Genomic DNA, 25,492 nt, shown 5'->3' on the forward strand with positions numbered 1-25,492 from the left:
AATCCCCCATGCCAAACGGAAAATGGGGGGTTATTTTTTTGAATTGGCGGTAATGATCAAACGCAAATTTATTCTGTGACGACGGCTGGCGGCAAAATGACTTTCGTGGCGAGACCAAGCCGTTGTAGGAGCCAGATGGCCCACCAGGTAACATCGATTTCCCACCAGCGCCAACCGGCTTTCGCCACACTGGGATAGGCATGGTGGTTGTTATGCCAGCCTTCGCCATAGGTGAGAATTGCCGCCCACCAGAGATTACGGGAATTATCGTCGCTTGCGTGACTGCGGTAGCCCCACACATGGGTGACAGAGTTGATAAACCAGGTGCTATGCCATAGCAACACCGCCCGCACCAGCATCCCATACACGACCCAAGACCAACCGCCGAGGAGATAAAGGGCGATCGCCAAAGGAATTTGTAGCAACAGAAAATTGCGGTTTAGCCAACGGTAAAAGGGCTGTTTCGCGAGATCCTGGGCATAGCGGCTGTATTGGTCAGCATCAAAAAATTGTTGATCGGGGTAGAAAATCCAGAGCATATGGCTCCACCAAAAACCCCGTTTGGCGGAATAGGGGTCTTTAACTTCATCTTCCGTGTGGGCATGGTGCAGCCGGTGGCCCGCCACCCAAAAAATAGGGCCACCCTGGAGGGCAAGGGCACCAATAAACGCCAGGGTATATTCCAGCCATTGCGGGACTTTGAGGCTGCGGTGGCTCAACAGGCGATGGTAGCCCAAACAAATGCCAATACTGCCAAAGAGCCAGTGGAGAAACAGACAAACGGCGATCGCCGACCAAGAGAAAAAGAAGGGGGCCAAACCAAGGGCCAGGAGATGAACCGCGCCAAAAAAGAACACGGCAACCCAGTCTAGGGTCGGTTTTTGGGTGGGGTGTTGCACAGATTGGGTCATGAATTCTCAAACAATAGAACAAGACAAAGGGGAATATCGGTGGGTTGATCCTCCCCCAGGGAACTGGTGGCGATCGCTAAATCGCCTTGGAGAAGGTTTTCTCCGTTTTGTGTTGCAGGTAGGTATCAAACACCGCCGCAATATTGCGGATCAGCAGCCGACCACTGGGCGTCACCTGGAAACCATCTCCAGAACGATGAATTAGACCATCGGCTTCCAAATCGTTTAGGGCACTCAATTCGGCTTGGAAATAATCGTTAAAGTCTAAATCAAAGCCCAGGTGATATTTGTTTTCGAGGTTGGGGGCCGACAGTTGGAACTGACACATCAATTCCATGATCACAGTGCGACGAATCAGGTCATCTTGGCTGAGTTGAACGCCCTTTTCGATGGGAAGAACTTGTTGATCAATGGCAGCATAAAAATCTTTGAGCTTTTTATGGTTCTGGGCGTAAACGTTCTGGAGCATACTGATCGATGTCATGCCAAATCCCAAAAGATCCGATTCCGGCTTCGTGGTGTAGCCCTGGAAATTCCGGTGCAGTTCCCCCGCCTGTTGGGCGATCGCCAATTCATCGTTGGGCTTGGCAAAATGATCCATCCCGATGAACACATAACCGTGGTAGGTCAGATTAGCGATGGTCATCTTGAGGATTTCGAGCTTTTCGGCGGTGGGGGGCATCGCCGCTTCGGGCATCCGTTTTTGCAGAGGTTTCAGCCAGGGCACATAGGCAAAGCTAAAGACAGCGATCCGGTCGGGGTTGAGTTGGATTGTTTTTTCCACCGTTTCCGTGAACGTCGCCAGGGTTTGGTAGGGCAGGCCGTAAATTAAATCTACGTTGACGCTCTCAAAACCTGCCTCGCGGATCCAGGCCATCACCTCAAAGAGTTTTTCTTCCGGCTGGATGCGATTGACCGCCGCTTGTACCTGGGGATTAAAATCCTGAATGCCAAAGCTGATCCGCTTAAAACCCAGTTGATGCAAGACAAAAATATACTCGCGACTCACCTCGCAGGGGTTGATCTCGATGGAAATCTCCGCATCGGGCGCAAATTGAAAATTGTCCTGGAGGGTTTGCCACAAACGCGTCACTTGCTCCAAGTTTAAATAATTGGGTGTGCCGCCACCCCAGTGGAGTTGTTGCACCAGGCGATCGCCTTGGACGAGGGGGGCAACCTGTTGAATGTGACGAATCAGGTAGTCCAGATAGGTAGCGGCGGCGGGTTTGTACTGGGTAATGATCGTATTGCAGCCACAGAAATAGCAGGGCTTTTCACAAAAAGGAATGTGGCAGTAGAGGGAAAGGGGCGTTTTTTTATAATTCCCCATGGCGATCGCCTGGCGGAAAAGATCCCCATCAAAATCGGGGGTTAATTCCGTTGCGGGGGGGTAACTGGTATAGCGGGGAACCGCTTGATTATATTTTTGGAGGAGCTGTCCATCAAAGCGGACATTTTGACAGGCTAAATTCATGGGAAAAAGAGATTAATGAAAGCAGTTGATTTTTCAAAAAAATCCCCCGGCACCTCCACTTCAGGGCGACGTTAAGCTTTCAAACCACATCACAAAAGTGCTCAGGGGAACTTGTAGGAATAGAGGATTAAAACAGGTTCTAAGAAGACGCCACGATCGCCTGGTCTTCGGGATAGCGGCGCTGATTTTCGGTACTGCCCGGGCGGTCTTGGCGAGTTAACAAATCAAAGGTATGTTCACCGATGGCCGCCTTTACGTCCGGCTCCAACTCGTGCATCACATCCCGGTTGAGGGCAAAGGCATAATTCGCTTCGTTGATCATCTTCTGGATCGTTTCTTCGTCTAGATTCAAGCGATCCAGCGCATCCCGATATTGCAGCTTAAAATTGCGGCGATCGCCTGGGGTCGGCCAGGAGTCAAATTCATAAAATCTGGTGCCCTGGCCATCGGGTAACGCTAAGGCTGAGCGGATAATATTTTTTAAACTCTGACCGCCGGATAGATCTCCCATATAGCGCACATAGGCATGGGCAATCAGGAGCAGTGGATCAGTGGCGGCCAGTTCTTGTAAGCGCGCTTGGTAGACTTTACCCGCCGGGAGTAGTTCCAGTTGCCTGTGCCAATGCTCACCGTAGTAAAAGGCAAGATCCTCTTCCAAATGGGGCACTCGGTTCAACTCCGGGAAATAGATTTCCCCTAGAATTTCGTGGTCTTTGTACTGTTCAAAAGCCGTCTCCAGGGTGTAATAGACCGCATACAAATTGGCCATCAATTTCCGGAGGGGTTGCCGCTCCACAATGCCCTTCAAAAAGCACTTCATAAAAGCTGTATTTTCTGAGAGGGTATGGGAGGTTTGGGTACCAAAGCGGAGGCGTTGGGATAGGGTCGTCATGGCTACTCCATGGGGTAAATAAGCGGAAAAATACTGAGGGGAATTTTTAGTGAACCTCGGCCCGTAGGGCTTCGGCATCCACAGGCTTGGTGAAGAAAATCAAAGCCATATGCCAAACAATGTTGATAATCCAGGGGATTTTTTGGAAAAACTGAATCACTTTGGGGTTGCCGTTGGTGGCGATCGCCTTTAGGTGTTCATTGGCGGCGGCGCAGGCTTCTAGGCGGGTGAAAAACTGCGGATGGTTTGTGTCGAGCACTTCCGGGAAAGCCCGTAGAGACGTTTCGTTGGTGTTGCGAATCACGTCCCGATTGTATTGGTGGGCATCAAGGCCAATCATCTCGTAAAAGTCAGACCGTTCCAGGGTTGTCAGGGAATGGGTGACAAATACCGTTAACAAGAAAAAGCGCGACCACAAGCGAGATTGCCAAGTTTTCCACAGGGATTTTTGCGATCGCAATAGGGCTTTAAAAAAGTCTCCGTGGCGGTTTTCGTCCTGGCACCAGCTTTCAAAATACTTAAACAGCGGATAAATATTGTGTTCTGGGTGTTTCTCCAGGTGGCGATACACGAGGATATAACGCCAATAGCCAATCTTTTCTGACAGGTAAACGGTATAAATTACCCACTCCGGCGGAAAGAAAGTATAGGTTCGTTTTTGGGTGAGATATTTCAGGTCTAAACAGAGACCAAAATCCACCATTGATTTGTTGATAAATCCCGCATGGCGTGCCTCGTCCCGGGCCAGCAGGTGAAAAGCTTCGGCCAAAATCGGGCTGCGATCGCGGAGGCGGCGGGAAAGCTCTTTAAATAAAAGAAAGCCAGAAAACTCAGAAGTACAAGAACGTTCTAAAAAGTCAATGAAAATACTGCGAGTTTTTTCATCAAAATGATCCCAAGATTGCTCAAAACTTTCGTCACGGATGAAATGGTTGCGGTTATAATCGGCCCGCAATTCTTCGAGGGCAGCCAAAATTTCTTCCTCATGGGAAGAGAGCACCATGTTGGCAATTTTATCGAAATCTGTGGTGTAAAAGCGGGGTGTTAGGAGGGTTTCTTGAACTGGTTTTTTAACCCCTGGTCTGAGAAGTTCTGGACTCGGCTGGTCAGTGAGCGTAACCATAGGCTGATTAAAAGGTGTTTTTTAAATCTTTCTGGGACTCATCTTTTCGGAATTATCCTGAAGTTTCAAGAGGGTTTCTCCGGCTAGCCTATAGTTACCTGGGGTAAAAAAATGTTGCCTTTGTTAGGATTCCAGGGACATTGAAGAAATGTTAAAGTTTTAGCAATGAAGTATGTTTGGCCAATGACTGACCCCAACCCTTGTAATGATGTTAATTTCCAATGTCCGATCCAATTTGTGGTGGATTTGTTGGGAAATAAATGGTCAATTTTAGTGTTGCGGGAGCTGTTTACAGGCGATCGCCGCACCAATGAACTGCTCAAGGCTTTACCGGGGATCAGTACCAAAACGTTAATGGTGCGCCTGCGAGAACTAGAAGCCCATGGCCTGGTGGAACGGCGCATTTACGCAGAGATCCCCCCCCGGGTGGAATATTCGTTAACAGCAAAGGGACGGGAAATTCAGCCGGTGATGACCGCCCTCCATCAAGTCGGCTCCCAATGGTTGGAACAGGAGACTTGCGTTTGTCCTTTGCAGGGGGAAATAGATTCGGTGCAATCGGCTTAATTTTTTAGGACAATTCAAAGAGTTCAGCCACGGTCACAAAGCGATAGCCGGCTTCGGTCAACTGACTCAAAATCAAATCTGTCGCTTCTACGGTGCGTTGGCGATCGCCGCCGCCATCGTGCATCAAAACAATCGATCCGGGTTGTACAGCCCCAATGACCCGTGCCGCAATGTCCACAGGACTAGCCTCAATTTCCCAATCAAAAGAATCCACATCCCAAATCACGAGGCGTTTCTGTTGCTGATGGAGATAAAGGGGAAGCAGGAGAAAACGACGACCCCAGGGCGGCCGAAAATCGATCTGGCCCGTGACCCCCAAATTTCGCAGCAGTTGATCCGTTTTGTCCACTTCGTTGGTGATGTAGTCCCAGGAACGGAAGGCCATGTATTTGTGCTCGTAGGAATGGTTGCTCAGTTCATGGCCAGCGGCGATGGTTTGGCGGACGGTGTCTGGATAGAGTTCGATATTTTGCCCCACCACATAAAAGGTGGCCTTCGCTTGGTAGTCGTCGAGAATCTCTAAAATGGCTTCGGTATAGGGCGGTGCCGGGCCGTCATCATAGGTCAAAGCAACAACTTTCTCTGGGGTGGCGACTTGGTACAGGCCAAAAAAGCTAATCTGTCTGATCAAAGGCAACGCATTTCGCACTAAGATCAAGGCGATCGCCGTGGCGAAAAATAAACGAATGACCTTCTGCCAAGCCTTGGGGCGCAGGGGAACAAAACGAACAGCTTTCACAATGGGTACCGCAGGGAAGAAGTGAGCACCTACCTAGCCAAGATAGGCTGCTTTAACCCGTTCATCGGTGAGTAGATCCCGGGCGTTGCCGCTAATTTTAAGGTAACCCGCTTCTAAAACATAGGCGCGATCGCTACATTCGAGGGCCAAACTCGCATTTTGTTCGACTAAAAGAATCGTGGTGCCATCGGCGTGGAGTTGTTGAATTACCTGAAAAATTTCCTTCACAATTTGGGGCGCTAAACCAAGACTCGGTTCATCAAGGAGTAAAAGTTTTGGCCGACCCATCACCGCCCTGGCGATCGCCAACATTTGTTGTTCCCCACCGCTGAGGGTGCCCGCAATTTGATTTTTCCGTTCTGCGAGGCGCGGGAAAATGGCAAATTGTTTTTCGAGATCTGCTTTAATCCCTAACCGATCCTGGCGCGTGTAGGCCCCCAATTCCAAATTCGTTAAAACTGTTTGCCGCGCTAAAATTCGTCTTCCCTCTGGACTATGGGCAATGCCAGCCCTGACAACGGCATGGGGGGCACTTTTGGTGATCTCGGTGCCGTGATACAAAATTCGACCTTGGCGGAGATTGACCAGCCGCGAAATGGCCTTGAGAGTGGTGGTTTTTCCGGCCCCATTCGCGCCGATCAGGGTGACAATTTCCCCGGCATTGACCGTTAAGTGGATATTTTTCAGGGCTTCGATACCACCGTAATTGACTGAGACATCAATGAGTTCCAACATTTACTCATCCCCCAAATACGCTTCAATCACCGCTGGATCTGCCTTTACATCCTCTGGTAAACCGAGGGCAATCAGTTCGCCAAAGTCCAACACCGCCAGGCGATCGCACAGTCCCATCACCAGGGGAATATGATGCTCAATCAACAGAATCGTCAGGTCAAATTGCGCCCGAATTTGTCGAATCAAATCACTCAAAGCGCCTTTTTCGTTGGGGTTCATCCCGGCAGCGGGTTCATCGAGGAGTAAAAGCTGGGGTTCTAGGGCCAAGGCGCGGGCAATTTCTAAACGCCGCTGATCACCATAGGAAAAATTTTTTGCCTGTTGACGGTATTTTCCGGTTAAGCCCACCAAATCTAGCAATTCCTTCGCCCGGTCGTAGGTTTCTTGCTCAGCTTTTTTCGCTTTGGGTAAACCTAAAATTCCTTCAAAAATATTGTTTTTTTGGTGCAGATGGCGGGCGATCGCCACATTTTCGAGGGCCGACAAATTTCCAAACAAGCGCAGATTTTGAAACGTCCGCGCAATACCAGAGGCGGCAATTTGGTGGGGAGCCAGACCGTGAATCTTGCGGCCTTGGTACAGAATGTTTCCTTGGGAAGGGGGAATCATCCCAGTCAACAGATTAAAAAAAGTTGTTTTGCCCGCCCCATTTGGCCCAATCAAGCCGAAAATTTCCCTTGGGGCCACCTGAAAAGACACATCATGTACCGCCACCAAGCCCCCGAAGCGCCGGGTCAAATGTTGAACGTTGAGGATGGGGATGGCTAAATCCGGCATAGGCTTGACCGATTAAATCAAGCTTATTTTAGCGGCATCTAGGGGGGAAATTAACGGGATTATTGAGTCGGCGATCGCCAAAAATCTCCCCAGGTGATTGGTCTACCTTATGAAAAATATGTGCCATCCTCATTTATCTAAATGGATTATTTTGGTTTACTATGATTCCTCAGTAGTCACCTCGTTTTGACATCGGACGATCGAACAGTGAAAAAACTTATTCGCGGCCTGGACAAATTTAAGCAAAGCTATGTTGCGAGCCACCAGGATCTTTTTGAACAACTTTCCCACGGCCAAAAGCCCCGCGTTCTGTTCATTTGTTGCTCCGACTCCCGTGTTGACCCGGCGCTGATTACCCAAACGGATATTGGTGAAATCTTCGTCATCCGCAATGCCGGAAATATTATTCCTCCCTATGGTGCGGCCAATGGCGGCGAAGGGGGCACCCTAGAATATGCTCTCCAAGGCCTCGATATTCGGCAAATTATTGTCTGTGGCCATTCCCACTGTGGCGCGATGAAAGGGCTGCTTAAATTAAATAAACTCCAAGCGGATATGCCTTTGGTTTACGATTGGCTCAAGCACGCCGAAGCCACCCGTCGCCTCGTCCGGGATACTTACCCCCACTGCGAAGGGGAAGAACTGGTCGAAACCCTCGTTGCGGAAAATGTCCTTGTTCAGATTGATAATCTCAAAACCTATCCCGTGGTGCGATCGCGGCTCCACCAGGGCAAGCTGAAAATCTATGGCTGGATCTACAACATCGAAAATGGCGAAGTGTTAGCCTACGACGAAACAAAACACGCCTATGTGAAGCCAGACTATAGCCTCATCGACGAAACCCCCTTAACGGAGCGTGAAGCCCTAGAAGGTTGCCCACTTCCCTACACCGTCGCTTCTGGCCAGAGTTTAGCGGGTTGGTACGGCGAAACTGATACCTTCTCTGTGAGTGGTTAGGCTGCCATACAAATTTTTTTTGATCCCTGGGGCGATCGCCAATGTTAAGCGAGTTCGATGGGAATGTAGGCCTGAAAATTTTTAAAATCTTGGTCTTCTGTCAAAATTTTGTAGCGTCGGCGATGAGCAACAGCACAAATCAAAAAATCTGTATTTGATCCTTGTACGCCATTGCGTCGACATTGATTAAAAAACTCAGCAGCGGTTTTATAGTCAGCGGTATCTAGCTCTAAATCCAAAAATCCTTGAAGATAGCTTTTGAGACGGGCAAATTGATCAAGATTGCGGATCCCAGATAAGATTTCTTGACGAATCAACCCAAGCATAACAACTTCATCCGCGATAATCAGTCGTTGTAGTTCTAAAACTTGAGGCAACAGCTCAGGCGGTGCTTTTCGACGTAAAGCCAGGGACCAAACTGAAGTATCAACGATCGTTTGCATCTCTATCGTCGTTGTGTTTTGTAGTTATAGTTGGGATCGTATTCAATCGTTCCAAAAAGCTCAATTAATTTGAGGCGTTTACGCCGCTGAATGTATTCTTTGAGGGCAATTTCAACAAGGGCATCGGGCGGTGTTTGATTGCCGAGGGCGAGAGCTTCTTCCAAAAGAGCATCATCAATATTCAAAGCTACAGTCATTTCAGTTGCCTTCAGTTAAATTAAATTCACTCTGTTAATTTTTTTGCCAATCGTCTCTCGAGAAGTGCCTGGCTTCTTGTCATGTTTGTGAAATCCTTGATGATTTCTAGTGTATCAAGTCCTTTGATAAAGGCGATCGCCGAACTCCAGCTAATAAAAAAGACGGTGCCCATTAACACACCGCCTTGCAAAAATTATGGACTCAAGTTTGAACGATTAGCGAATCTCTGGGGCACGCAGAACCGCAACATCTAAACTAGGTGCCTGTGCCGTTTGCTGGAGACTCGGCACCGATTGACGCAGGATCGCCGTTAGATTTTCTGTAGTCGAAGCATAGATCTGGGTCACAGCCTTCGGATACAGACCAATCCCAATAATCGGAATCAACAAGCACGCAATCACAAAGACTTCGCGGGGTTCAGCGTCGATCAGTTTTTCATGCGCCACAAGCTCTTTGTTTTCAGGGCCGTAGAGGATTTCCCGCAACATTGAAAGCAGGTAGATCGGCGTTAAAATGACGCCCACCGCTGCGAGGAAAACGATAATCACCCGGAAGGTGGGGCTATAGGCGTCACTGGTGGCAAAACCAACAAACACCATTAATTCAGCAACAAAACCACTCATCCCCGGCAACGCCAAAGATGCCATCGAGCAGGTCGTCCACATCGCAAAGATTTTCTTCATCTTTTTGCCGACTCCACCCATTTCATCGAGCATGAGGGTATGGGTACGGTCATAGGTGGCACCAACCATAAAGAAGAGGCTTGCGCCAATTAGCCCGTGGGAAATCATCTGCAACATTGCGCCGCTGGTGCCCAAATCGGTAAACGAAGCCATCCCAATCAGCACAAAGCCCATGTGGGAAATGGAGGAATAGGCGATTTTTCGTTTGAGATTGCGTTGAGCAAAGGAAGTTAGAGCCGCATAAACGATATTGACGACCCCCAAGATGACGAGCACCGGGCCAAACAGGGCATGGGCATCGGGGAGCATCCCGGCATTCATTCGCAGCAGGGCATAGCCTCCCATTTTTAAGAGAATGCCTGCCAGGAGCATGTGGGCCGGGGCCGTGGCTTCACCGTGGGCATCGGGGAGCCAGGTATGCAGAGGAAAAATCGGTAACTTCACCCCATAGGCGATGAGGAGGCCGCCATAGAGCAGCAGTTGGAGATTAATGCCAAAGTCTTTTTGGGCGATCGCCGTCATATCAAAGGTGACCGTATCTCCATAGAAAGCCATGGTTAGGGCGGCAATCAGAATAAATAACGAACCGCCGGCGGTGTAGAGAATGAATTTCGTTGCGGCATAGAGCCGTTTTTTGCCGCCCCAAATGGAAAGAATCAGGTAAACCGGAACCAGTTCGAGTTCCCAGGTAAAGAAAAATAGCAACATATCCTGCACGGCAAAGACAGCGATTTGACCGCCATACATCAGCAGCATCAGGAAATAAAATAGCTTCGGCTTAAAGCTTACGGGCCAGGCTGCCAAGATCGCCAAAGTTGTGATAAAACCCGTGAGAAGAATCAAGGGCATGGAAAGGCCATCGGCCCCCACTGACCAGCGCAGATCGATTGCTTCGACCCAGGTATAGCTCTCTACCAGTTGCAGATTCGGGTTGCCAAAATCGTAGCCCGTGTAAAAGGCTGTCACGATGATCACAAAGTCAATTAAGCCAATGGTCAAGGCATACCAGCGCACTGTTTTCCCATCTTTGTCGGGGATGAGGGGCAAAAATAATGCCGCAATAATGGGAAATAAAATAATCGTGGATAACCACGGAAAATTTGCAAAGTTCATACAAACTCAAAAAAATTAATGGCTGTTTCTTAAAAAATGCAATATTTATAAATCGTTAACGCAGAATAAAGGCGATCGCCAAGCAGAATGCTTTACCCTGTACCATCTTCAAAAAGTGGGACAGAAGATCTAACGCCTCTAACGTTACTTGTACCATTCCCAAATTTTCTTGACCGACTCTCCGGGGGAACTGCAATACTCCTTAACTTTGAACCCCCCTAAGGTGAAGATCCCCTAGCAATTCAGCCTTGGCATTCCCAAACGCAGCCAGAAAATGCTAGAAATGCTCACCTCTTAATTTTTTATCAGTAGCTTGACCATGACCGACCCTAGTTCTAACCCACAACTCCAGGCCATCAGTCCCACGGTGTTTGCCCAGCGCGTCGCCACGACCGAATCTTTGCAACTCATTGATGTGCGTGAGCCCGATGAGCTAGAGATTGTCGCTCTCCCAGGCTTTACCAATTTACCCCTGAGTCAATTTGAACAATGGGCTGCCCGCATTGCTGTGGACTTTGACCCCCAGGCAGAAACCTATGTGCTTTGTCACCATGGTGTGCGTTCGGCACAAATGTGTTACTGGCTGCAACAACAAGGTTTTACCCAAGTGATTAATATTGAAGGTGGGATTCACCTTTACACCCTCTCTGTGGATCAAAGCCTACCGCGCTACTAGGGAAGAATGAGCTATACTAACCCAAACTTAGACCTTAAATCTTTCTTAAGTTAAGCGAAGTTTTTTTACTATTTTTTTATATTTCTTAGTTATTGAAAGCACTACTGTCGGCGTATGGTTGCTCAGAAAATTCTTAATCCCCGTCACCAAAATATTTTTCGAGCAACGGTCAACCATTACATTTCCACAGCGGAACCCGTAGGCTCCAAAACCCTTGTGGAGGAATATGACTTCCAGGTCAGTTCTGCCACCATTCGTAATGTGATGGGCAAGTTGGAAAAGGCAGGTTTCTTGTATCAACCCCACATCTCGGCGGGACGGGTCCCCTCTGATTCCGGCTATCGTCTCTATGTGGACGAACTCGTCACCCCCAATTCCCAGACCCGTAAACGAGCGAGCCAAACGTTACAGGAACAGACTGTTGCAGAGTATTGGGGACTAGAAGCGACCCTCCAGCGGGCAACGCAAATTTTGGCGACGTTAAGTGGTTATATTGCTCTAATCACGGTGCCCCATCAAAACCATGCTCGCCTACGCTATCTACAGTTACTCCCCCTAGGGGATCAGAAGGTGATGATGATTGTGGTGACGGATAGTTATCAACCCCAATCGTTGTCCTTGACCCTGGACTGTGACCCCGATGAGCTAGAGATTCTATCGAATTTTTTAAATCACCATCTCCAAGGGCGATCGCTCCAAGAAATTGCCAGCCTTGATCCCCAGACTTTAGATGAAGACTTTCACCATTGTCAGCTGTTATTGGAGACGATTTTGGGTAAGATTGCTCAGATTGTGCCTCATACGATTGCGACACCAATTCTGGTACGGGGCATTTCGGAAGTGCTGCGTCAACCTGAGTTTTCCCAAATTGAGCAGTTACAAACCCTATTGCACTTGCTAGAGGCGAAACAAGAACAGCTACTCCCGGTGGTTTTTAGCGGTTTACCAGGCGATCGCCCGACGCTCATTCACATCGGCACCGAAAATCCCCTAGAACCCATGAAAACCTGCGCCCTTATTTCCACATATTATTACCAAGAAAAAACGCCCGTTGGCAGTGTTGCGGTGCTTGGCCCGACGCGGATGTTCTATGAAAATGCGATCGCCTTAGTTGAAGCCACAGCAGATTATCTGTCTGAGAATTTAAAAGCCGCTTTTTAAGGTTTAAGAATCGTAGAAAATAAGGATCAAATAATTCAATTTTTTGTTTTTTTGTTGATGGCGATCGCCACAATCTTTTTAGGGGAGTACCCATAGGGGATTTCATGGACTTTGACTTAGATATTCTTCTCTTCGCCCTAGTGCTGAGTATTGACTGTTTTTCTGTCGCCCTTGCACTAGGAGCACGCCATTTTTCCCGCAAGCGGGCCTTATTTTTTGCGCTCAGTTCAGGTTTCTCCGGTGGCGGCGCTATTTCCCTCGGTTTTCTCCTGGGTAATTTCGCCCAATACATCACCTTCTATGATCAAGGAATTGCTTTTATTCTCTTGATTCTCATCGGTGTTCACATGTGCTACAGCGCCTACCGAGAAATGCAAAAACTCCCAGGCGATGATGATGAATCCAGAAAAATTCATGGCCTTTGGAAAATCCTTTTGGTCTCCAGCATTTCCAGTGTTGATTCTTTGGGGGTTGGTATTTCCCTTGGTTTAATGGGCAAACCCTTAATTCCCTATTCCCTGGGGATCGGAATTTCCGCCTTTTTTGCTACTTATGTGGGCTTATTTTGCGCACAATTAATTTCTAGTCAATTGAAGGAAAAGGTAGAGTTTTTTGGCGGTGGTGTTTTGATTGCCATGGGCCTTAAAATGCTCTCAATATAATGATTATTTAGACCCGATTTTTATAAATCTAAAGTCGTCATTTTCCAAGTAAAAAGCAGATTATTATTTCGCTCAGTTTCACGAGAATTAGGATTTGTTTGTAGATAATTACTTTTTGGGAAGATTTTTTTAAATGATTTTGTGGAACTTGGGAACAATGAAAAAACTATGATAAATCGGCCCACGATTTTTCGTTTATAGTAATAAATGCATTCTTTTCGGGTTGGCGATCGCCACGGCATTTATGGGTTTTGAATTAGACATTATTATTTTCGCCCTTGTCCTCAGTATTGACTCTTTTTCCGCCGCCTTAGCCCTTGGTATTCGCCACTTTTCTGGAAAACGGGCTTTATTTTTTGCGCTCAGTTCGGGGCTTTCTGAAGGGGTGGCGATCGCCCTCGGCTTCATTTTGGGACGTTTTGCCCAGACTATAATTATGGCCTACGATCATTGGGTGGCCTTTGCCCTATTGGTTTTGGTGGGTGGACATATGTGCTACAACGCTTACCAAGAGATGCGAGCCAAGCCAGGCGATGACGATGGTGAATCCGTCAAAATCCATAGCCTGTGGAAAATTTTGTTTATTTCTAGTATCACCAGCATCGATTCTTTGGGGGTGGGCGTTTCCCTCGGCCTCATTGGTAAACCGCTTGTGCCCTACTCCCTCAGCATTGGCTTGGCTGCTTTTTGTGCCACCTATGGGGGCTTATTTTGTGCCAAACTCATTTCCGGGCACTTAGGTGAAAAGGTAGAATTTTTTGGCGGCGGAGTTTTGATCGCCTTGGGCATTAAGATGCTGTCAATCTAATCTATTCCGAATACACTACAAAAGCCCTTCTAATTGACGTCGAATGCGGTCTAATTCTGTATCCGACAAATCATTTTCTGACGCTGTGGTTTGCTCTGCTGGCTGTTGCTTTCCCTCTGGATCCCAAGCTAAATCTGTCACATTCGCTTCGGGGGGCGTGGCTAATTCACCGGCGGCAACGTGTTGCCAATCATAATCTGCATCCCGACAAAACTCGATAATGTCTTCTTCATCCATGGCTTCGATGGAGACGGGCGGGAAATCCTGGGCTTCCAACATTAGCCCAAACCGGGTGGCGTCATCTTCATCTTCAAACATTAAAATCTTGTTGCGATCGCCAGTTTGGAGTGTGTGAATCCCTTCATTTTCTGTCCGGGCATTAAACAGCAAGACATACACGCGACTCATGGACTTTCTCCTTAGATGCTTACTAATCGGCTCCTTTTGGGGGAGGGTGATCAAATTGTTTATGATAAGGTGACGGGAAATTTCGCTCAAACCCTTTAAAATGGTACCGCTCGATTGGCAAATTGCGAATCTTCCCATGCTCAACCATGGTTTATTTTTGCTTGGTATCGATCTTAAAGGTGGCGATCGCCATCGCTGTTTCAGGGCCTTTTTGCTTAACAAGCCTTCACAAAACAGCAGTAGTGGAACTTTCCTGGAATCTTTTCTTTCATAGAGCCTAGACGCTCACTTTATCGAGGGAGCCTCTGACGGTATAACCCAACTGGGGAGGGGGACAGCCATGACAAAATTTTATGCACCGACCATTATTGGGGCAACAACGCTCCTGACCATTGCTGCTGGTCTTGGTGGTATTCAAGGGGCGATCGCCGGCCCGGAAACCTTTACGATCGCCGCTAACGGAGCCATTACCTCCAATGAAGTCTTTAACGGGACAATCACCGGCCAGGCTGGGGGGCCAACCAATAGTAACTTTTGTGGCTGGATTGCCAATCGCCCCAACCACACCTTTCGCATTAATGGCAATGGCCTGATGTCTCTCAATCTCAGCGTTGTCGATCCTAACGGTGGCGTTTCCAGACCCTTTACGCTTCTGATCAAAAATGCCGATGATCCCAGTGCAGATCCCTTCTGTGCGATCGCCGATCCTTTTAGCGGGATTCCTGCCGAAATTGGTGGTGTTTGGAATCCAGGCCGCTACCAAGTCTTTATCGGCAACTTTGAACAGGCTGGTAATGCAGGTCGCGCTCCCTACGTTTTACAAATTTCCCAGTAGCATCAACAACCGTCGGTTCCCCAAAATAATTCTCTGGAAAATCAATTAAAAAATTGCCCTCCTCTCTTAATTTTGAAAGGGGGGCAGTTTTTATGGTCTTAACCGAATTTTCGTGTTTTAGCGTTTTACCGCAGGCTCAAAGCTCGGTACCACAAGATCACGATTTTGCTTCGTGAGTTGGTTGTAGAGTCGTTCCGTATTTGGGAAGTTTGCCGCCGGTAAAGTCGGGAAGCGACGGAAGGGTACCGTATCCTCACCGAAGTTATCGAGGTACTCCATGCTGTTAACCATCGCGCCGATAAAGGCTTTCAGACCTTGGGAAGCAAGGATTTGGTTATACTTACGGATTTCCTGCTGATCTAAGGGAGCCCGACCAAGGAAGTGCTTCGTTCCCATTTCAATCACCTTCGTGTTGGGGTAGGGAGTATAGAATTCCTTCTGGTACAGCTCAGAACAACCCAGACCTTCGATGAATTCCTTCATGTTGATCTCACGGTTACCCAGCTTGCTTTCAAGGGCGGTGAATTGGGCATCGACGATATAGGGTTCAATGTCCCGCTCAAAGATCTGACGGTAGGCTGCGGCGATCGCCGTTTTCAGTTCGACCTTGTTGAAGGTATCCGTGAGTTTAAAGGCCTTCGTTTGCTGACGCTGGATGTTAACCCCTTGCTTGAGGCGAGCATCCACATCCGTCACCGGTAGATTCTTCGTGCTAGAAGTGCCCAACTCAATAAAGCGAGCTGTCTTCTCAACCTTAACCTTAACCCCCACATCTTCACGGAGCGCACCGGGGCGAGTCTGACGCAGCGAATAACCACCGGGAGTCAGATAGCGTTCGTAGGGAACTGTATCTTCACCGAAAGCTTCTTCGTATTCTTTACTGTCAATGATCGCATCTACCAACGCGTAGAAACCTTTTTTCGCACAGGTATCAAAGTAGCTGTTGATTTCTTGGCGACCATAGGTGGGACGACCCAACAGACGACGGTGGATGTACTCCACAGCCTTGGTTACGTATAGAGAAGACCAGTAAGTATTCCGGAAAACATCAGATTTTGCCAAAGCCCGGATGAATTCCCGCAGGGTGATTTCACCATTTTCGAGCTTGATCTCTGCTACTTTCTGGCGTTGGCCAGCATAGACCATCCGACCGAAGACCTGACGGTAAGCCGCTTCAATGACCTTTTGGGTTGCACTTTCCGAGAAACTAACGTTGGTAGTCTTCCCTGACGGTAATTCGTTATTGAGACGGAATACCTTGGCTCCAAGGCTGCCGGGTTGTGTAGCGCGGGCGCGGGGATTACCCAGTTGGTTGTTAATGCCAGGGCCACGGTGAATCAAGATCCGCCGAGTATCCTTATTAAAGGGAGCAGGGCTGGCGCTGGGACTCCGGGTTGCTTTCGGGAAGATTGCCCCGAACTGAATTTCTAAGGCATCGTTACCAGAGCCATATACGTGCTGATCCGGTAGGGGCTGATTGTAGCTGGCGAAGGTCGTGATAAATTGAGGGACTTTGCGGAAAGGTGCGCTGTATTTAAACAGATCCTGTTGCATGCCCCAGTTGCGACATTCCTGGGCTTCTTGGCCTAAACCACGGAGGTAAGGCACGGTTTCTTCCCCGAAATAATCGGCATATTCTTGGGAATCGACCAAAGCATCGACCAGGGCCGCTAAACCACCGCTAGAGACAATGGCAAAGTATTCTTGGACTTCTTCGCGGGAAGAGGGGCCACGACCGAGGATGTGACGGAAAGCAAGTTCTAAAGCTCGGCTGTTGATAAAAGGTTCAAAAAATTGCTTCCGGTAGAGGGGAGATTTCGCCAAGCGACGGACAAATTCCTTCATGGAAATGTCGCCACTTTTCACTTGGGATTCAAGGTAAGAAATGGATTGGCTGTAGGCCCGTGTAATGTCTCGTTCAAAGATTTGGCGATAGGCGGCTTTGACGACTGAGTTTTTCTCTAGGGCAGACAAGCCAGGCTTCATCACGAACTTCTGACGCTTTTCGGCGGCGTTGAAGTAGCTCTGGGGCAGTTGTAAACCCTGGGCATCGATGGAAGGCCGTTGGCGCAATTTATCGTTGGGCACTTGGGTCTGCATTTCGGTGATTAACACATCGAAATACTGAACCACGGTTTCTTGGGCTTCGCGATCGCCCCGGAACAGATCCAAAGAAGCCGCTTTCATTTCCTGGATCGCCACGATGGTCGCCGGAATGGAGCAAGCATTCTCGATGACTTCTTTTAGACCACGGGTGTTGACCACGAGGATGCTCGGATCACCGGCCACAATGGCATAGGTAGTGTAGCGGAGGAACCAAGCCATATCCCGCAGGGACTTGGTCATGTTGCGGGGGCCGTAACGGGAAACACTGATTGGCCGGAAACCAGCGGGAATCTTACCGCCACCAGAACCGAGAAACAAATTTTTGACACCACCAAAGATCCCTGTGGCACCACTGGCATCCCCGACAGCCATGGAAACGCCGAGATCGCTGTCATCGGTATCGGTTTCCGGTTGGTCGAGGTAAGCAAGGGGGGATCCACCGGCAAAAATCCGGTTCGCGGCACGGGAGACGATGAGCTGGGAACTCAGTTTAATCGCTTGGGCGATCGCCAAACGCTTGAGTCCAGAGTCATAAAACGTTTTCAGTGCCGTTAGTTCTCCAGATTCCAGGTAGCGATCCTGTTGCTCTGCCTGGGAAATGTTGGAGAGGGGAACGGTTTGATATAACTGGGGGCGAGCTAAAGAGCTTCCACCGCTGGCCTTAATCGTCATGGATTTTCAACTATCTCCAATCAAAAATGTTCAATTTATAGCGAAATTGGGGAGAAAGTCAGCAAGAGTTTTCGGGTTCCCTTTGGCGATCGCTTCTCCCAAATGCTTTATTAAATGAGATGTTTATCAGTTAGCTAGACTTTAGGGTAGAACGTTTCCGGCCCGGACACGAAATTTATTAAGAAGTATGTCAAAAATTCAGAAAAACTGGGGATCAAGGTTGCACAATGTGACCTGTACTGTTTTCAAGCCAGTTAATCTATTTGCGACCTTCCCCCTATGACTCACCCTAGCGATCGCCAACAAGCCGTCCGAAATCTCTACAATACCTATCCTTTTCCGCCGGAGCCGCTGTTGGATGAACCGCCCCCAGGGTATAACTGGCGTTGGCATTGGCAGGCCGCCTATAACTTTTGCACTGGACGTAAACCGAGCACAGATAACATTCGCATCCTCGATGCTGGTTGTGGCACGGGAGTCGGTACGGAATATTTAATTCATTTAAACCCAGCCGCTGAAATTGTCGGCATTGACCTCAGTGAAGGGGCCTTAGAAGTCGCCGAAAAACGCTGTCAACAGTCTGGGGTACGCGATCGCCATACCGCACCAGTCACCTTTAAGCGTTTACCTATTGAACAGGCAACGGAACTAGAAGGGGAATTTGATCTAATCAATTGCGTCGGCGTCTTGCACCATATGCCCGACCCAATTCAGGGAATTCAAGCCCTCGCGCAAAAACTAGCCCCCGGCGGCATTTTTCATATTTTTGTCTATGCGGAGTTGGGCCGTTGGGAAATTCAACTGATGCAAGAGGCGATCGCCATTTTGCAGGCCGATAAGCGCGGCGACTATATTGACGGAGTTAAAGTAGGCCGCCAAATTTTCGCAAACCTACCAGAAAATAGTCGCCTTGTTCAGTACGACAAAGAACGCTGGTCTTTAGAAAATCACCGGGATGCATCCTTTGCAGATATGTATGTTCATCCCCAGGAAGTAGACTACAACATCAAGACTTTATTTGAACTCATTGATGCGTCAGAACTAGAATTTGTTGGCTTTTCTAATCCCCAGTTCTGGGAGCTAGAGCGACTTGTGGGCAAGGAACCAGAGTTAATCGAGCGGGCAAAAAACTTAGATGAACGTTCCCGTTATCGTTTAATCGAATTGTTGGATACCACCATTAGCCACTACGAATTTTTCCTCTGCAAACCGCCCCTGGCAAAAATGGATTGGTCTGACGATCAAACTCTTGCCCAAGCAATAGCAGAGGTTCATCCTTGTTTGAATGGCTGGCCTAGCCAGTCTCTCTTTGACTACGACTACCAACTCGTTAGCCTCAACGACACTGAGTTTCAGTTTATGCAGGCTTGCGACGGCACAAAAACGATTGGTGAAATTTCCCAAGCTCTGGGAGTCGGGTTAGATCTAGGGCGATCGCTCCAGGCCAGACAATTGATTATGCTGACACCTAAAATATAAGCAGTGAAGGATGCCTAAAAAGATTCGTGAGTTAAAAAAACTCTTGCGTCGGGCTGGATTTACGATGCGACCTGGTAAAGGAAGTCATACCAACTGGACACATCCAAAATATGCAGGCAGGATCACCTTAGCCGGAAAAGATGGAAGAGACGCAAAGCCCTATCAGGAACAAACTATTCTAGATGCCATTCAACAGGTTAACGAGGCAAAAGACAATGGATAAACTCAAATATCAAATGGTAATTCAGTGGAGCGACCTTGATAATTGTTATCTGGTTGGCTTTCCGGATTTTATTGGTCAAACCTGGCGTACCCATGGTGAGAGTTATCAAGAAGCTGTTCAAAATGGTGTTGAATGCCTAGAAAGCTTAATTGAAGACTACGAAGCGGCAGGAGAAACTTTACCAAAGCCCACCGCTGTCTTGGTTGCAGCCTAACCGAAAACCCGGTGTTCGAGGGAGGGCATTTGACGGCGCACTTGGGCTAGGCGATTGGGATTAATTTCGGCGATCGCCACCCCTGGGTGAACACCCGCATCATTCAGCACAGTTCCCCAAGGATCGACGATCATCGCGTGGCCGTGGGAATAACGCATGCCGTAATGGTTGCCTGTTTGTGCTGGCGCGATTACATAACAGGTATTTTCAATGGCTCTGGCTTGAATCAAGGTTTGCCAGTGATCTTTGCCGGTATAGGCTGTAAATGCGGCGGGAATGCAAAGAATATCGGCTCCTTGCTTTGATAACGAACGATATAGCTCCGGAAAGCGCACATCATAACAAACGGATAAACCAATTTTGCCCAACTCCGGCGAAGCAAAGATTTGGGGGAGTGTATCGCCCGCCTGGACTGTACTTGATTCTTTGTAGGTATTTCCGTCGGGCAAATTCACATCAAACAAATGCACCTTGTGATAGCGGGCTAATTCTTGGCCATCAGGGGAAATCAGCAGGGCCGTGTTAAAGACTTTATTGTCACCGCCAGGCACCGGAAACCCACCACCCAGGAGGGTGATTTGAAATCTCTGGGCCATAGTCTTGAGAAATTTTTCGCTTTTTTGGGCAATGACATCGGCCTGAGCAAGCTTAGCGGCTTCTTCGCCGAGGAAAGAAAAATTTTCCGGCAGCGTCACAAGTTTCGCCCCCTGGTTGACAGCCAACTGAATCAAGTCTTCTGCTTCGCCCAAGTTGTGGTCTAAGTCGGGCTTACTGGTCATTTGGATCGCTGCCGCGAGATAGGATTTCATATGGCCTGAGATGTTTTTAGAAATAGGGATCTGGGAAAACCGTCAACCAGAAGTTTTGATGGTTAAACTGGTTTAATACCATAGCAGAATCTTTCCCCACCAACATGGGGCGATCGCTTCGAGACGGGCTTTGCAGCATACCTTTCTTGAGTGGATGATCAAAAACGCTGGAGGCTGTGAATCATTGGCATGGAAATCTTGCGGCGATCGCATTACCAAAGCACAGATGTCTCGGTTTGAAAACCTTTAGCGCAGAAAATTTTGCCCATGGTGAACATTTTCAGAAAAGATCAGTTAACCTATTAGCATCAAGTTTCTGGATAGCCCTTGACAAAGGTTGCATCCCACCTGGAGTAGTTTTTGCGACTGGCGATGCTAGAGGCGATCGCCATCCATCAGTCGCTTTACTTGGGCACTAGAATATTTGTACTTAACAAAAAAACCTATGGGTGGGCGAAGTTTACAGATTTTGCTATAACCATGTGGGCAATAAAAGACAAATTCACTAAAATGGCTAAGGATTTGCTCCAAGCTATCTCGTCGGAGAAGCTCATTACAGATTTTGACTAGTTTTAGAGACGGAATAAAACCCCCAAAAGGTAGCAGGAAAGTTCCCATCTACTAGTACAATCAAAACCCACAGTTTTTTTCTATCAAACATAGCCTTTGGTAGGGAAAACCTCGACTTCGACAGAATCATTCTGTTTGCTAGAAGTCTCCATTGAATGTCCATTTAGTTGCTTTTTTAAACGAACAAGAGGAAATAGGCATGACCCAAGCGACGAACCCCGTACTGGATCAGACTCGGAATGAGGGTGATATTGATTACAGTGCCCTTGCGGAAGCGCAAATTAAAGAAGGTACCGACTATGTAGAACTTACCCTCCCCACGAAAAAAAGTCGGAAAGCAAAAACCAGTCGTCGTAAGGAAACTGCCACCAAGAAAAAACCCTACACCGAAGACTCGATTCGGATTTACCTCCAAGAAATTGGCCGGATTCGTCTGCTGCGGGCTGAAGAAGAAATTGAGCTGGCCCGGAAAATTGCTGATTTGCTCGAACTAGAGCGGATGCGGGAACAACTCACCGAGCATGAGTCTCGCGTTCCTACGGACAAAGAGTGGGCCGAAGCCGCTGGGATGCCCCTCAAAGATTTTCGGCGTCGCTTGTTCCATGGTCGCCGTGCCAAAGACAAAATGGTGCAATCAAACCTCCGTCTGGTGGTCTCTATTGCGAAAAAATATATGAACCGCGGCCTTTCGTTTCAGGACTTGATCCAAGAGGGTTCTTTGGGTCTGATCCGTGCCGCCGAAAAGTTTGACCACGAAAAAGGTTATAAGTTCTCTACCTACGCGACCTGGTGGATTCGTCAGGCTATTACGCGGGCGATCGCCGATCAATCCCGGACCATTCGTCTGCCTGTTCACCTCTACGAAACCATTTCCCGCATCAAAAAAACCACCAAGATTCTTTCCCAAGAATTAGGCCGCAAACCCACCGAGGAAGAGATTGCTGAGCGCATGGAAATGACCATCGAAAAACTGCGCTTCATCGCCAAGTCTGCCCAGTTACCGATTTCCCTCGAAACGCCGATTGGTAAAGAAGAAGATTCTCGCTTGGGTGACTTCATCGAAGCCGATGGGGAAACTCCAGAAGATCAAGTCTCCAAGAGCCTCCTGCGGGAAGATCTAGAAAACGTGCTTGATACCCTCAGTGCCCGTGAGCGTGATGTTCTCCGTCTCCGTTATGGCTTGGATGATGGCCGCATGAAAACCCTCGAAGAAATTGGCCAAATTTTTAACGTAACCCGTGAACGGATTCGCCAGATCGAAGCAAAAGCGCTGCGTAAACTGCGTCACCCGAACCGCAACAGCATCCTGAAAGAATATATCCGCTAGGCCATATTCAGCCTCAATCTTTAAAAGCTGAATACTGAGAACATAAAATTTTAGAATTACCCTGCCAGTCGGTGGGGTTTTTTATTGCTCAATTTTCCCGAAGAAATATTCTGTAAAAAAACCGTAAAAATTTGGATGGTTCACAGTAGCATAGCGGCAACAGCAGTTTAGCGAGTTCCCATGGCAAACTCTCCCCTGACGATCACGATTGATCCGGCATACGATATCCTCCGCTCGGAAAAACAACCCCTCAGTTATTTTTTTAATCCCAAATCTGTTGCTGTCATTGGTGCCACGGACAAAGAGGGTAGCGTGGGGCGGACGTTGCTCTGGAATTTGATTAGTCATCCCTTTGGCGGGACGGTCTATCCGGTGAACCCGAAGCGCAATAGTGTGTTGGGAATTAAAGCCTACGACAATATTTCCGCAGTCCCCGAAACGGTGGAGTTAGTAGTGATTGCAATTCCAGCGCAGTTTGTGCCCCAAGTGGTGCGCGAATGTGTTGATGTGGGGGTAAAAGCCGCAATTATTATCTCGGCGGGGTTTAAGGAGATTGGTGAGGAAGGGAAGGCGCTGGAAAAAGAAATTATGGCGATCGCCGCTGGGAAGTTGCGGATTATTGGGCCGAACTGTTTGGGGTTAATGAATCCCCATAGTGGGCTAAATGCCACCTTTGCCCATGCGATGGCGCAACCAGGTCATGTGGGGTTTATCAGCCAGAGTGGGGCGTTTTGTACAGCGGTGTTGGACTGGAGTTTTCCGGAGAATGTGGGCTTTAGTGCCTTTATTTCGCTGGGGTCGATGCTGGATGTGAACTGGGGTGATTTGATCACCTACCTCGGCGATGACCCGAACACGAAAAGCATTGTGATTTATATGGAGTCGGTGGGGGATGCCCGGTCGTTCCTTTCGGCAGCGCGGGAGGTGGCGATCGCCAAGCCGATTATTGTGATTAAGGCGGGACGGACGGAGGCGGCGGCAAAAGCTTCAGCTTCCCATACGGGTTCCTTGGCGGGGAGTGATGCGGTGTTAGATGCGGCATTTCGACGCTGCGGGGTGCTGCGGGTGGATCGCATTTCAGAATTGTTTAATTTGGCGGAAATTCTCGCGAAACAGCCCCGCTTACCGAAAAAACCGAAACTAACGATTATCACCAATGCGGGGGGGCCGGGAGTTTTAGCGACCGATGCGATTATTCAGCGGGGAGGAGAACTGTCGGAATTAGCCCCCGAAACGATCGCCGCCTTGGATGAATTTTTGCCGAGCCATTGGAGCAATAGTAACCCGATCGATATTTTGGGGGACGCGGAACCGGAACGCTATGCCAAAACCCTCGATGTGGCGATCGCTGACCCGAACAGTGCCGGATTTTTGGTGATCCTGACCCCCCAAGCAATGACTGACCCCACCGCCACGGCGATCGCCTTACAAAAATGTGTCGAAAAAACCGATAAACCCGTCCTTGCCAGTTGGATGGGGGGCGATGAGGTAACCGAGGGGGAACTCTTTTTAAATCGCTCCCAAGTGCCCACCTACCGTTATCCCGATTCGGCAGCGTATTTATTTCAATTGTTGTGGCGGTATAAATACACCCTTGAGGGCATTTACGAAACGCCGACCCTCGCCCCCGATACTGATGGGATTATTGATCGCCACAATGTCAAAGTGATCCTTGATTCGATTCGCGCCGAAGGTCGGACACTCCTCACGGAATCCGAGTCGAAGAAAGTGTTAGCCGCCTACGGCATCCCCATCGTGCCAACGGGCAATGCCAGTACCCCAGAAATGGCGATCGCCCTTGCCGATGAAATTGGCTATCCAGTGGTTTTGAAACTACTCTCCACCACGATCACCCATAAAACCGATGTGGGGGGTGTGGAACTGAATTTAAACAGTGCGGCGAGTGTCGAGCGTGCCTTTGAGCGGATTTGCCAGAGCGTCACCGAAAAAGTCGGTGCAGAGCATTTCCACGGCGTGACAGTGCAACCGATGCTCAACCTTAAGGATGGCTACGAACTGATCCTCGGCAGCAGTATCGATGGGCAGTTTGGGCCAGTGTTAGTTTTTGGCAGTGGTGGACAACTCGTGGAAGTCTTTCAGGATCGGGCGATCGCCCTACCACCGCTGAACAGTACCCTCGCTCGCCGCACGATGGAGCAAACCAAAATTTATAAAGCCCTCAAGGGAGTCCGGGGTCGAAAAGCGGTCAATTTAGACGAACTAGAGCAAATTTTAATCCGTTTTAGCCGTTTAATCGTCGAGCAACCTTGGATCAAAGAAATGGACATTAATCCCCTCTTTGCCTCCGGCGATCGCCTCGTTGCCCTTGACGCGCGGCTTGTGCTGCATCCCCTCGACTTAGTCGAAAAAGACTTACCAAAACCTGCCATTCGCCCCTACCCCTTGCAATATGAAAAACCCTGGACAAGCGCCGATGGACGGGAGTTTATGATTCGCCCGATCCGCCCCGAAGATGAACCGATGCTGGTGAAGTTTCACCAAACTTTGTCTGAGCAAAGCGTTTATTTCCGTTATTTTCACCTCGTCACCCTGCAAAGTCGCATCGCCCACGAACGGTTAACCCGCCTCTGTTTCATTGATTACGACCGGGAAATGGCGCTGGTTGCTGAATACACCGACCCTGAAACCCAAACAAAAGAAGTCTATGCTGTGGCCCGTTTGAGTCAACTCCACGGCACCACGGAGGGGGAATTTGCGATGATTGTCAGCGACCCGATCCAACGCCAAGGACTTGGTACCGAATTACTCCGGCGTCTGGTGGAAATTGGTCGCAATGAAGGGCTGACTGCCATTACCGCCGACATTCTCTCAGAAAATAAAGGGATGCAACGGGTTTCGGAAAAGGCTGGTTTTACCCTCAAGCGCCAAAATTTTGAAGTGGTTAAAGCGACTCTACAACTCAATTAAAC

At 48.7% G+C, this 25,492-nt stretch carries 25 protein-coding genes; 12 read left to right on the forward strand and 13 right to left on the reverse strand.

Going from position 1 to position 25,492, the window contains the following annotated elements; genetic code table 11:
- Positions 1-68 precede the first annotated feature (68 nt).
- The 4 genes from AACQ84_RS10090 to acsF form a co-directional block, all read right to left on the reverse strand.
- On the reverse strand, positions 69-911 hold the full coding sequence (locus tag AACQ84_RS10090) for an acyl-CoA desaturase (RefSeq protein WP_012307598.1): 843 nt from the start codon (positions 909-911) through the stop codon (positions 69-71).
- A 76-nt stretch (positions 912-987) separates the two neighbouring features.
- Positions 988-2,385, reverse strand: coding sequence for an oxygen-independent coproporphyrinogen III oxidase (gene hemN / locus AACQ84_RS10095; RefSeq protein WP_012307599.1), 1,398 nt, complete (start codon positions 2,383-2,385; stop codon positions 988-990).
- Positions 2,386-2,524: 139 nt separating this feature from the next.
- Entirely contained in the window at positions 2,525-3,277 is a 753-nt protein-coding gene (locus AACQ84_RS10100) for a biliverdin-producing heme oxygenase (protein WP_012307600.1), read from the reverse strand.
- Between the two features lie 46 nt (positions 3,278-3,323).
- Complete coding sequence (gene acsF / locus AACQ84_RS10105) at positions 3,324-4,400, reverse strand: magnesium-protoporphyrin IX monomethyl ester (oxidative) cyclase (protein ID WP_012307601.1); 1,077 nt, start codon at positions 4,398-4,400, stop codon at positions 3,324-3,326.
- A 165-nt stretch (positions 4,401-4,565) separates the two neighbouring features.
- On the opposite strand from acsF, the gene AACQ84_RS10110 reads away from it, so the two are divergent.
- Positions 4,566-4,967, forward strand: a complete 402-nt coding sequence (locus AACQ84_RS10110; RefSeq protein ID WP_030007861.1) for a winged helix-turn-helix transcriptional regulator — start codon at positions 4,566-4,568, stop codon at positions 4,965-4,967.
- Between the two features lie 4 nt (positions 4,968-4,971).
- Here AACQ84_RS10110 and AACQ84_RS10115 read toward each other — a convergent pair whose 3' ends face one another.
- The 3 genes from AACQ84_RS10115 to AACQ84_RS10125 are packed head-to-tail and all read right to left on the reverse strand — an operon-like array spanning position 4,972 to position 7,218.
- A complete protein-coding gene (locus tag AACQ84_RS10115; protein ID WP_012307603.1) occupies positions 4,972-5,706 on the reverse strand; it encodes a polysaccharide deacetylase family protein in 735 nt (244 codons plus the stop codon).
- A gap of 33 nt (positions 5,707-5,739) precedes the next feature.
- Positions 5,740-6,441 (reverse strand): ABC transporter ATP-binding protein, encoded by a 702-nt coding sequence (locus tag AACQ84_RS10120; RefSeq protein WP_012307604.1) that lies wholly within the window; start codon positions 6,439-6,441, stop codon positions 5,740-5,742.
- Positions 6,442-7,218 (reverse strand): ABC transporter ATP-binding protein, encoded by a 777-nt coding sequence (locus AACQ84_RS10125; RefSeq protein ID WP_012307605.1) that lies wholly within the window; start codon positions 7,216-7,218, stop codon positions 6,442-6,444.
- Positions 7,219-7,425: 207 nt separating this feature from the next.
- Between AACQ84_RS10125 and AACQ84_RS10130 the strand changes: the two genes are divergently transcribed.
- Positions 7,426-8,175: a carbonic anhydrase gene (locus AACQ84_RS10130; RefSeq protein ID WP_012307606.1), complete on the forward strand. Its 750-nt coding sequence runs from the start codon at positions 7,426-7,428 to the stop codon at positions 8,173-8,175.
- Between the two features lie 44 nt (positions 8,176-8,219).
- Here AACQ84_RS10130 and vapC read toward each other — a convergent pair whose 3' ends face one another.
- From vapC to AACQ84_RS10145, 3 genes are all read right to left on the reverse strand, one after another.
- Entirely contained in the window at positions 8,220-8,618 is a 399-nt protein-coding gene (gene vapC / locus AACQ84_RS10135) for a type II toxin-antitoxin system VapC family toxin (protein WP_012307607.1), read from the reverse strand.
- A gap of 2 nt (positions 8,619-8,620) precedes the next feature.
- Positions 8,621-8,815, reverse strand: coding sequence for a type II toxin-antitoxin system VapB family antitoxin (locus AACQ84_RS10140; RefSeq protein WP_012307608.1), 195 nt, complete (start codon positions 8,813-8,815; stop codon positions 8,621-8,623).
- 216 nt (positions 8,816-9,031) lie between these two features.
- Positions 9,032-10,612, reverse strand: a complete 1,581-nt coding sequence (locus AACQ84_RS10145) for an NAD(P)H-quinone oxidoreductase subunit 4 (RefSeq protein ID WP_012307609.1) — start codon at positions 10,610-10,612, stop codon at positions 9,032-9,034.
- A 319-nt stretch (positions 10,613-10,931) separates the two neighbouring features.
- Between AACQ84_RS10145 and AACQ84_RS10150 the strand changes: the two genes are divergently transcribed.
- The 4 genes from AACQ84_RS10150 (at position 10,932) to AACQ84_RS10165 (ending at position 13,919) form a co-directional block, all read left to right on the forward strand.
- Entirely contained in the window at positions 10,932-11,288 is a 357-nt protein-coding gene (locus tag AACQ84_RS10150; RefSeq protein WP_012307611.1) for a rhodanese-like domain-containing protein, read from the forward strand.
- A 114-nt stretch (positions 11,289-11,402) separates the two neighbouring features.
- Positions 11,403-12,449: a heat-inducible transcriptional repressor HrcA gene (gene hrcA, locus AACQ84_RS10155; RefSeq protein ID WP_012307612.1), complete on the forward strand. Its 1,047-nt coding sequence runs from the start codon at positions 11,403-11,405 to the stop codon at positions 12,447-12,449.
- 104 nt (positions 12,450-12,553) lie between these two features.
- The gene (locus AACQ84_RS10160) at positions 12,554-13,111 is read left to right on the forward strand and encodes a manganese efflux pump MntP (RefSeq protein WP_012307613.1); all 558 of its coding nucleotides are present in this window, start codon (positions 12,554-12,556) and stop codon (positions 13,109-13,111) included.
- Positions 13,112-13,355: 244 nt separating this feature from the next.
- A complete protein-coding gene (locus AACQ84_RS10165) occupies positions 13,356-13,919 on the forward strand; it encodes a manganese efflux pump MntP (RefSeq protein ID WP_041443564.1) in 564 nt (187 codons plus the stop codon).
- 15 nt (positions 13,920-13,934) lie between these two features.
- On the opposite strand, the gene AACQ84_RS10170 is transcribed toward AACQ84_RS10165, so the two are convergent.
- Positions 13,935-14,327, reverse strand: a complete 393-nt coding sequence (locus AACQ84_RS10170; protein WP_012307615.1) for a DUF3110 domain-containing protein — start codon at positions 14,325-14,327, stop codon at positions 13,935-13,937.
- 340 nt (positions 14,328-14,667) lie between these two features.
- Here AACQ84_RS10170 and AACQ84_RS10175 point away from each other — a divergent pair, with 340 nt between their 5' ends.
- On the forward strand, positions 14,668-15,162 hold the full coding sequence (locus tag AACQ84_RS10175) for a hypothetical protein (protein WP_012307617.1): 495 nt from the start codon (positions 14,668-14,670) through the stop codon (positions 15,160-15,162).
- 117 nt (positions 15,163-15,279) lie between these two features.
- Here AACQ84_RS10175 and AACQ84_RS10180 read toward each other — a convergent pair whose 3' ends face one another.
- Entirely contained in the window at positions 15,280-17,940 is a 2,661-nt protein-coding gene (locus AACQ84_RS10180; RefSeq protein WP_012307618.1) for a phycobilisome rod-core linker polypeptide, read from the reverse strand.
- 279 nt (positions 17,941-18,219) lie between these two features.
- Here AACQ84_RS10180 and AACQ84_RS10185 point away from each other — a divergent pair, with 279 nt between their 5' ends.
- Genes AACQ84_RS10185 through AACQ84_RS10195 form a run of 3 tightly spaced genes read left to right on the forward strand, consistent with a single transcriptional unit; the run spans position 18,220 to position 19,856 of the window.
- Positions 18,220-19,419: a class I SAM-dependent methyltransferase gene (locus tag AACQ84_RS10185; RefSeq protein WP_012307619.1), complete on the forward strand. Its 1,200-nt coding sequence runs from the start codon at positions 18,220-18,222 to the stop codon at positions 19,417-19,419.
- A gap of 10 nt (positions 19,420-19,429) precedes the next feature.
- Positions 19,430-19,642, forward strand: a complete 213-nt coding sequence (locus tag AACQ84_RS10190) for a type II toxin-antitoxin system HicA family toxin (protein ID WP_041443565.1) — start codon at positions 19,430-19,432, stop codon at positions 19,640-19,642.
- Entirely contained in the window at positions 19,635-19,856 is a 222-nt protein-coding gene (locus tag AACQ84_RS10195; RefSeq protein ID WP_041443566.1) for a type II toxin-antitoxin system HicB family antitoxin, read from the forward strand. Before AACQ84_RS10190 ends, AACQ84_RS10195 begins: the two co-directional genes overlap by 8 nt.
- Here AACQ84_RS10195 and AACQ84_RS10200 read toward each other — a convergent pair.
- A complete protein-coding gene (locus tag AACQ84_RS10200; RefSeq protein WP_012307621.1) occupies positions 19,853-20,665 on the reverse strand; it encodes a carbon-nitrogen hydrolase family protein in 813 nt (270 codons plus the stop codon). The two genes, AACQ84_RS10195 and AACQ84_RS10200, sit on opposite strands and share 4 nt — an antisense overlap.
- 769 nt (positions 20,666-21,434) lie before the next feature.
- On the opposite strand from AACQ84_RS10200, the gene rpoD reads away from it, so the two are divergent.
- Together rpoD and AACQ84_RS10210 are read left to right on the forward strand one after the other, a co-directional pair.
- The gene (gene rpoD, locus AACQ84_RS10205; RefSeq protein ID WP_012307623.1) at positions 21,435-22,562 is read left to right on the forward strand and encodes an RNA polymerase sigma factor RpoD; all 1,128 of its coding nucleotides are present in this window, start codon (positions 21,435-21,437) and stop codon (positions 22,560-22,562) included.
- 180 nt (positions 22,563-22,742) lie between these two features.
- Positions 22,743-25,490 (forward strand): bifunctional acetate--CoA ligase family protein/GNAT family N-acetyltransferase, encoded by a 2,748-nt coding sequence (locus AACQ84_RS10210; RefSeq protein WP_012307624.1) that lies wholly within the window; start codon positions 22,743-22,745, stop codon positions 25,488-25,490.
- The last annotated feature ends 2 nt before the right edge of the window (positions 25,491-25,492 follow it).

The sequence above is a fragment of the Picosynechococcus sp. PCC 7002 genome (assembly GCF_963860125.1).
Classification (GTDB): domain Bacteria; phylum Cyanobacteriota; class Cyanobacteriia; order Cyanobacteriales; family MRBY01; genus MRBY01.

What these genes read in the sequence shown, in the direction of transcription:
- AACQ84_RS10125 (WP_012307605.1), bottom strand. Translation starts at nt 7,218, where the DNA reads ATGCCGGATTTAGCCATCCCCATCCTCAACGTTCAACATTTGACCCGG.
- acsF (WP_012307601.1), bottom strand. Translation starts at nt 4,400, where the DNA reads ATGGTTACGCTCACTGACCAGCCGAGTCCAGAACTTCTCAGACCAGGG.
- AACQ84_RS10175 (WP_012307617.1), top strand. Translation starts at nt 14,668, where the DNA reads ATGACAAAATTTTATGCACCGACCATTATTGGGGCAACAACGCTCCTG.
- rpoD (WP_012307623.1), top strand. Translation starts at nt 21,435, where the DNA reads ATGACCCAAGCGACGAACCCCGTACTGGATCAGACTCGGAATGAGGGT.
- AACQ84_RS10210 (WP_012307624.1), top strand. Translation starts at nt 22,743, where the DNA reads ATGGCAAACTCTCCCCTGACGATCACGATTGATCCGGCATACGATATC.
- AACQ84_RS10200 (WP_012307621.1), bottom strand. Translation starts at nt 20,665, where the DNA reads ATGAAATCCTATCTCGCGGCAGCGATCCAAATGACCAGTAAGCCCGAC.
- vapC (WP_012307607.1), bottom strand. Translation starts at nt 8,618, where the DNA reads ATGCAAACGATCGTTGATACTTCAGTTTGGTCCCTGGCTTTACGTCGA.
- AACQ84_RS10195 (WP_041443566.1), top strand. Translation starts at nt 19,635, where the DNA reads ATGGATAAACTCAAATATCAAATGGTAATTCAGTGGAGCGACCTTGAT.
- AACQ84_RS10150 (WP_012307611.1), top strand. Translation starts at nt 10,932, where the DNA reads ATGACCGACCCTAGTTCTAACCCACAACTCCAGGCCATCAGTCCCACG.
- hemN (WP_012307599.1), bottom strand. Translation starts at nt 2,385, where the DNA reads ATGAATTTAGCCTGTCAAAATGTCCGCTTTGATGGACAGCTCCTCCAA.
- AACQ84_RS10180 (WP_012307618.1), bottom strand. Translation starts at nt 17,940, where the DNA reads ATGACGATTAAGGCCAGCGGTGGAAGCTCTTTAGCTCGCCCCCAGTTA.
- AACQ84_RS10170 (WP_012307615.1), bottom strand. Translation starts at nt 14,327, where the DNA reads ATGAGTCGCGTGTATGTCTTGCTGTTTAATGCCCGGACAGAAAATGAA.
- AACQ84_RS10110 (WP_030007861.1), top strand. Translation starts at nt 4,566, where the DNA reads ATGAAGTATGTTTGGCCAATGACTGACCCCAACCCTTGTAATGATGTT.
- hrcA (WP_012307612.1), top strand. Translation starts at nt 11,403, where the DNA reads ATGGTTGCTCAGAAAATTCTTAATCCCCGTCACCAAAATATTTTTCGA.
- AACQ84_RS10185 (WP_012307619.1), top strand. Translation starts at nt 18,220, where the DNA reads ATGACTCACCCTAGCGATCGCCAACAAGCCGTCCGAAATCTCTACAAT.
- AACQ84_RS10160 (WP_012307613.1), top strand. Translation starts at nt 12,554, where the DNA reads ATGGACTTTGACTTAGATATTCTTCTCTTCGCCCTAGTGCTGAGTATT.
- AACQ84_RS10165 (WP_041443564.1), top strand. Translation starts at nt 13,356, where the DNA reads ATGGGTTTTGAATTAGACATTATTATTTTCGCCCTTGTCCTCAGTATT.
- AACQ84_RS10140 (WP_012307608.1), bottom strand. Translation starts at nt 8,815, where the DNA reads ATGACTGTAGCTTTGAATATTGATGATGCTCTTTTGGAAGAAGCTCTC.
- AACQ84_RS10090 (WP_012307598.1), bottom strand. Translation starts at nt 911, where the DNA reads ATGACCCAATCTGTGCAACACCCCACCCAAAAACCGACCCTAGACTGG.
- AACQ84_RS10190 (WP_041443565.1), top strand. Translation starts at nt 19,430, where the DNA reads ATGCCTAAAAAGATTCGTGAGTTAAAAAAACTCTTGCGTCGGGCTGGA.
- AACQ84_RS10100 (WP_012307600.1), bottom strand. Translation starts at nt 3,277, where the DNA reads ATGACGACCCTATCCCAACGCCTCCGCTTTGGTACCCAAACCTCCCAT.
- AACQ84_RS10145 (WP_012307609.1), bottom strand. Translation starts at nt 10,612, where the DNA reads ATGAACTTTGCAAATTTTCCGTGGTTATCCACGATTATTTTATTTCCC.
- AACQ84_RS10120 (WP_012307604.1), bottom strand. Translation starts at nt 6,441, where the DNA reads ATGTTGGAACTCATTGATGTCTCAGTCAATTACGGTGGTATCGAAGCC.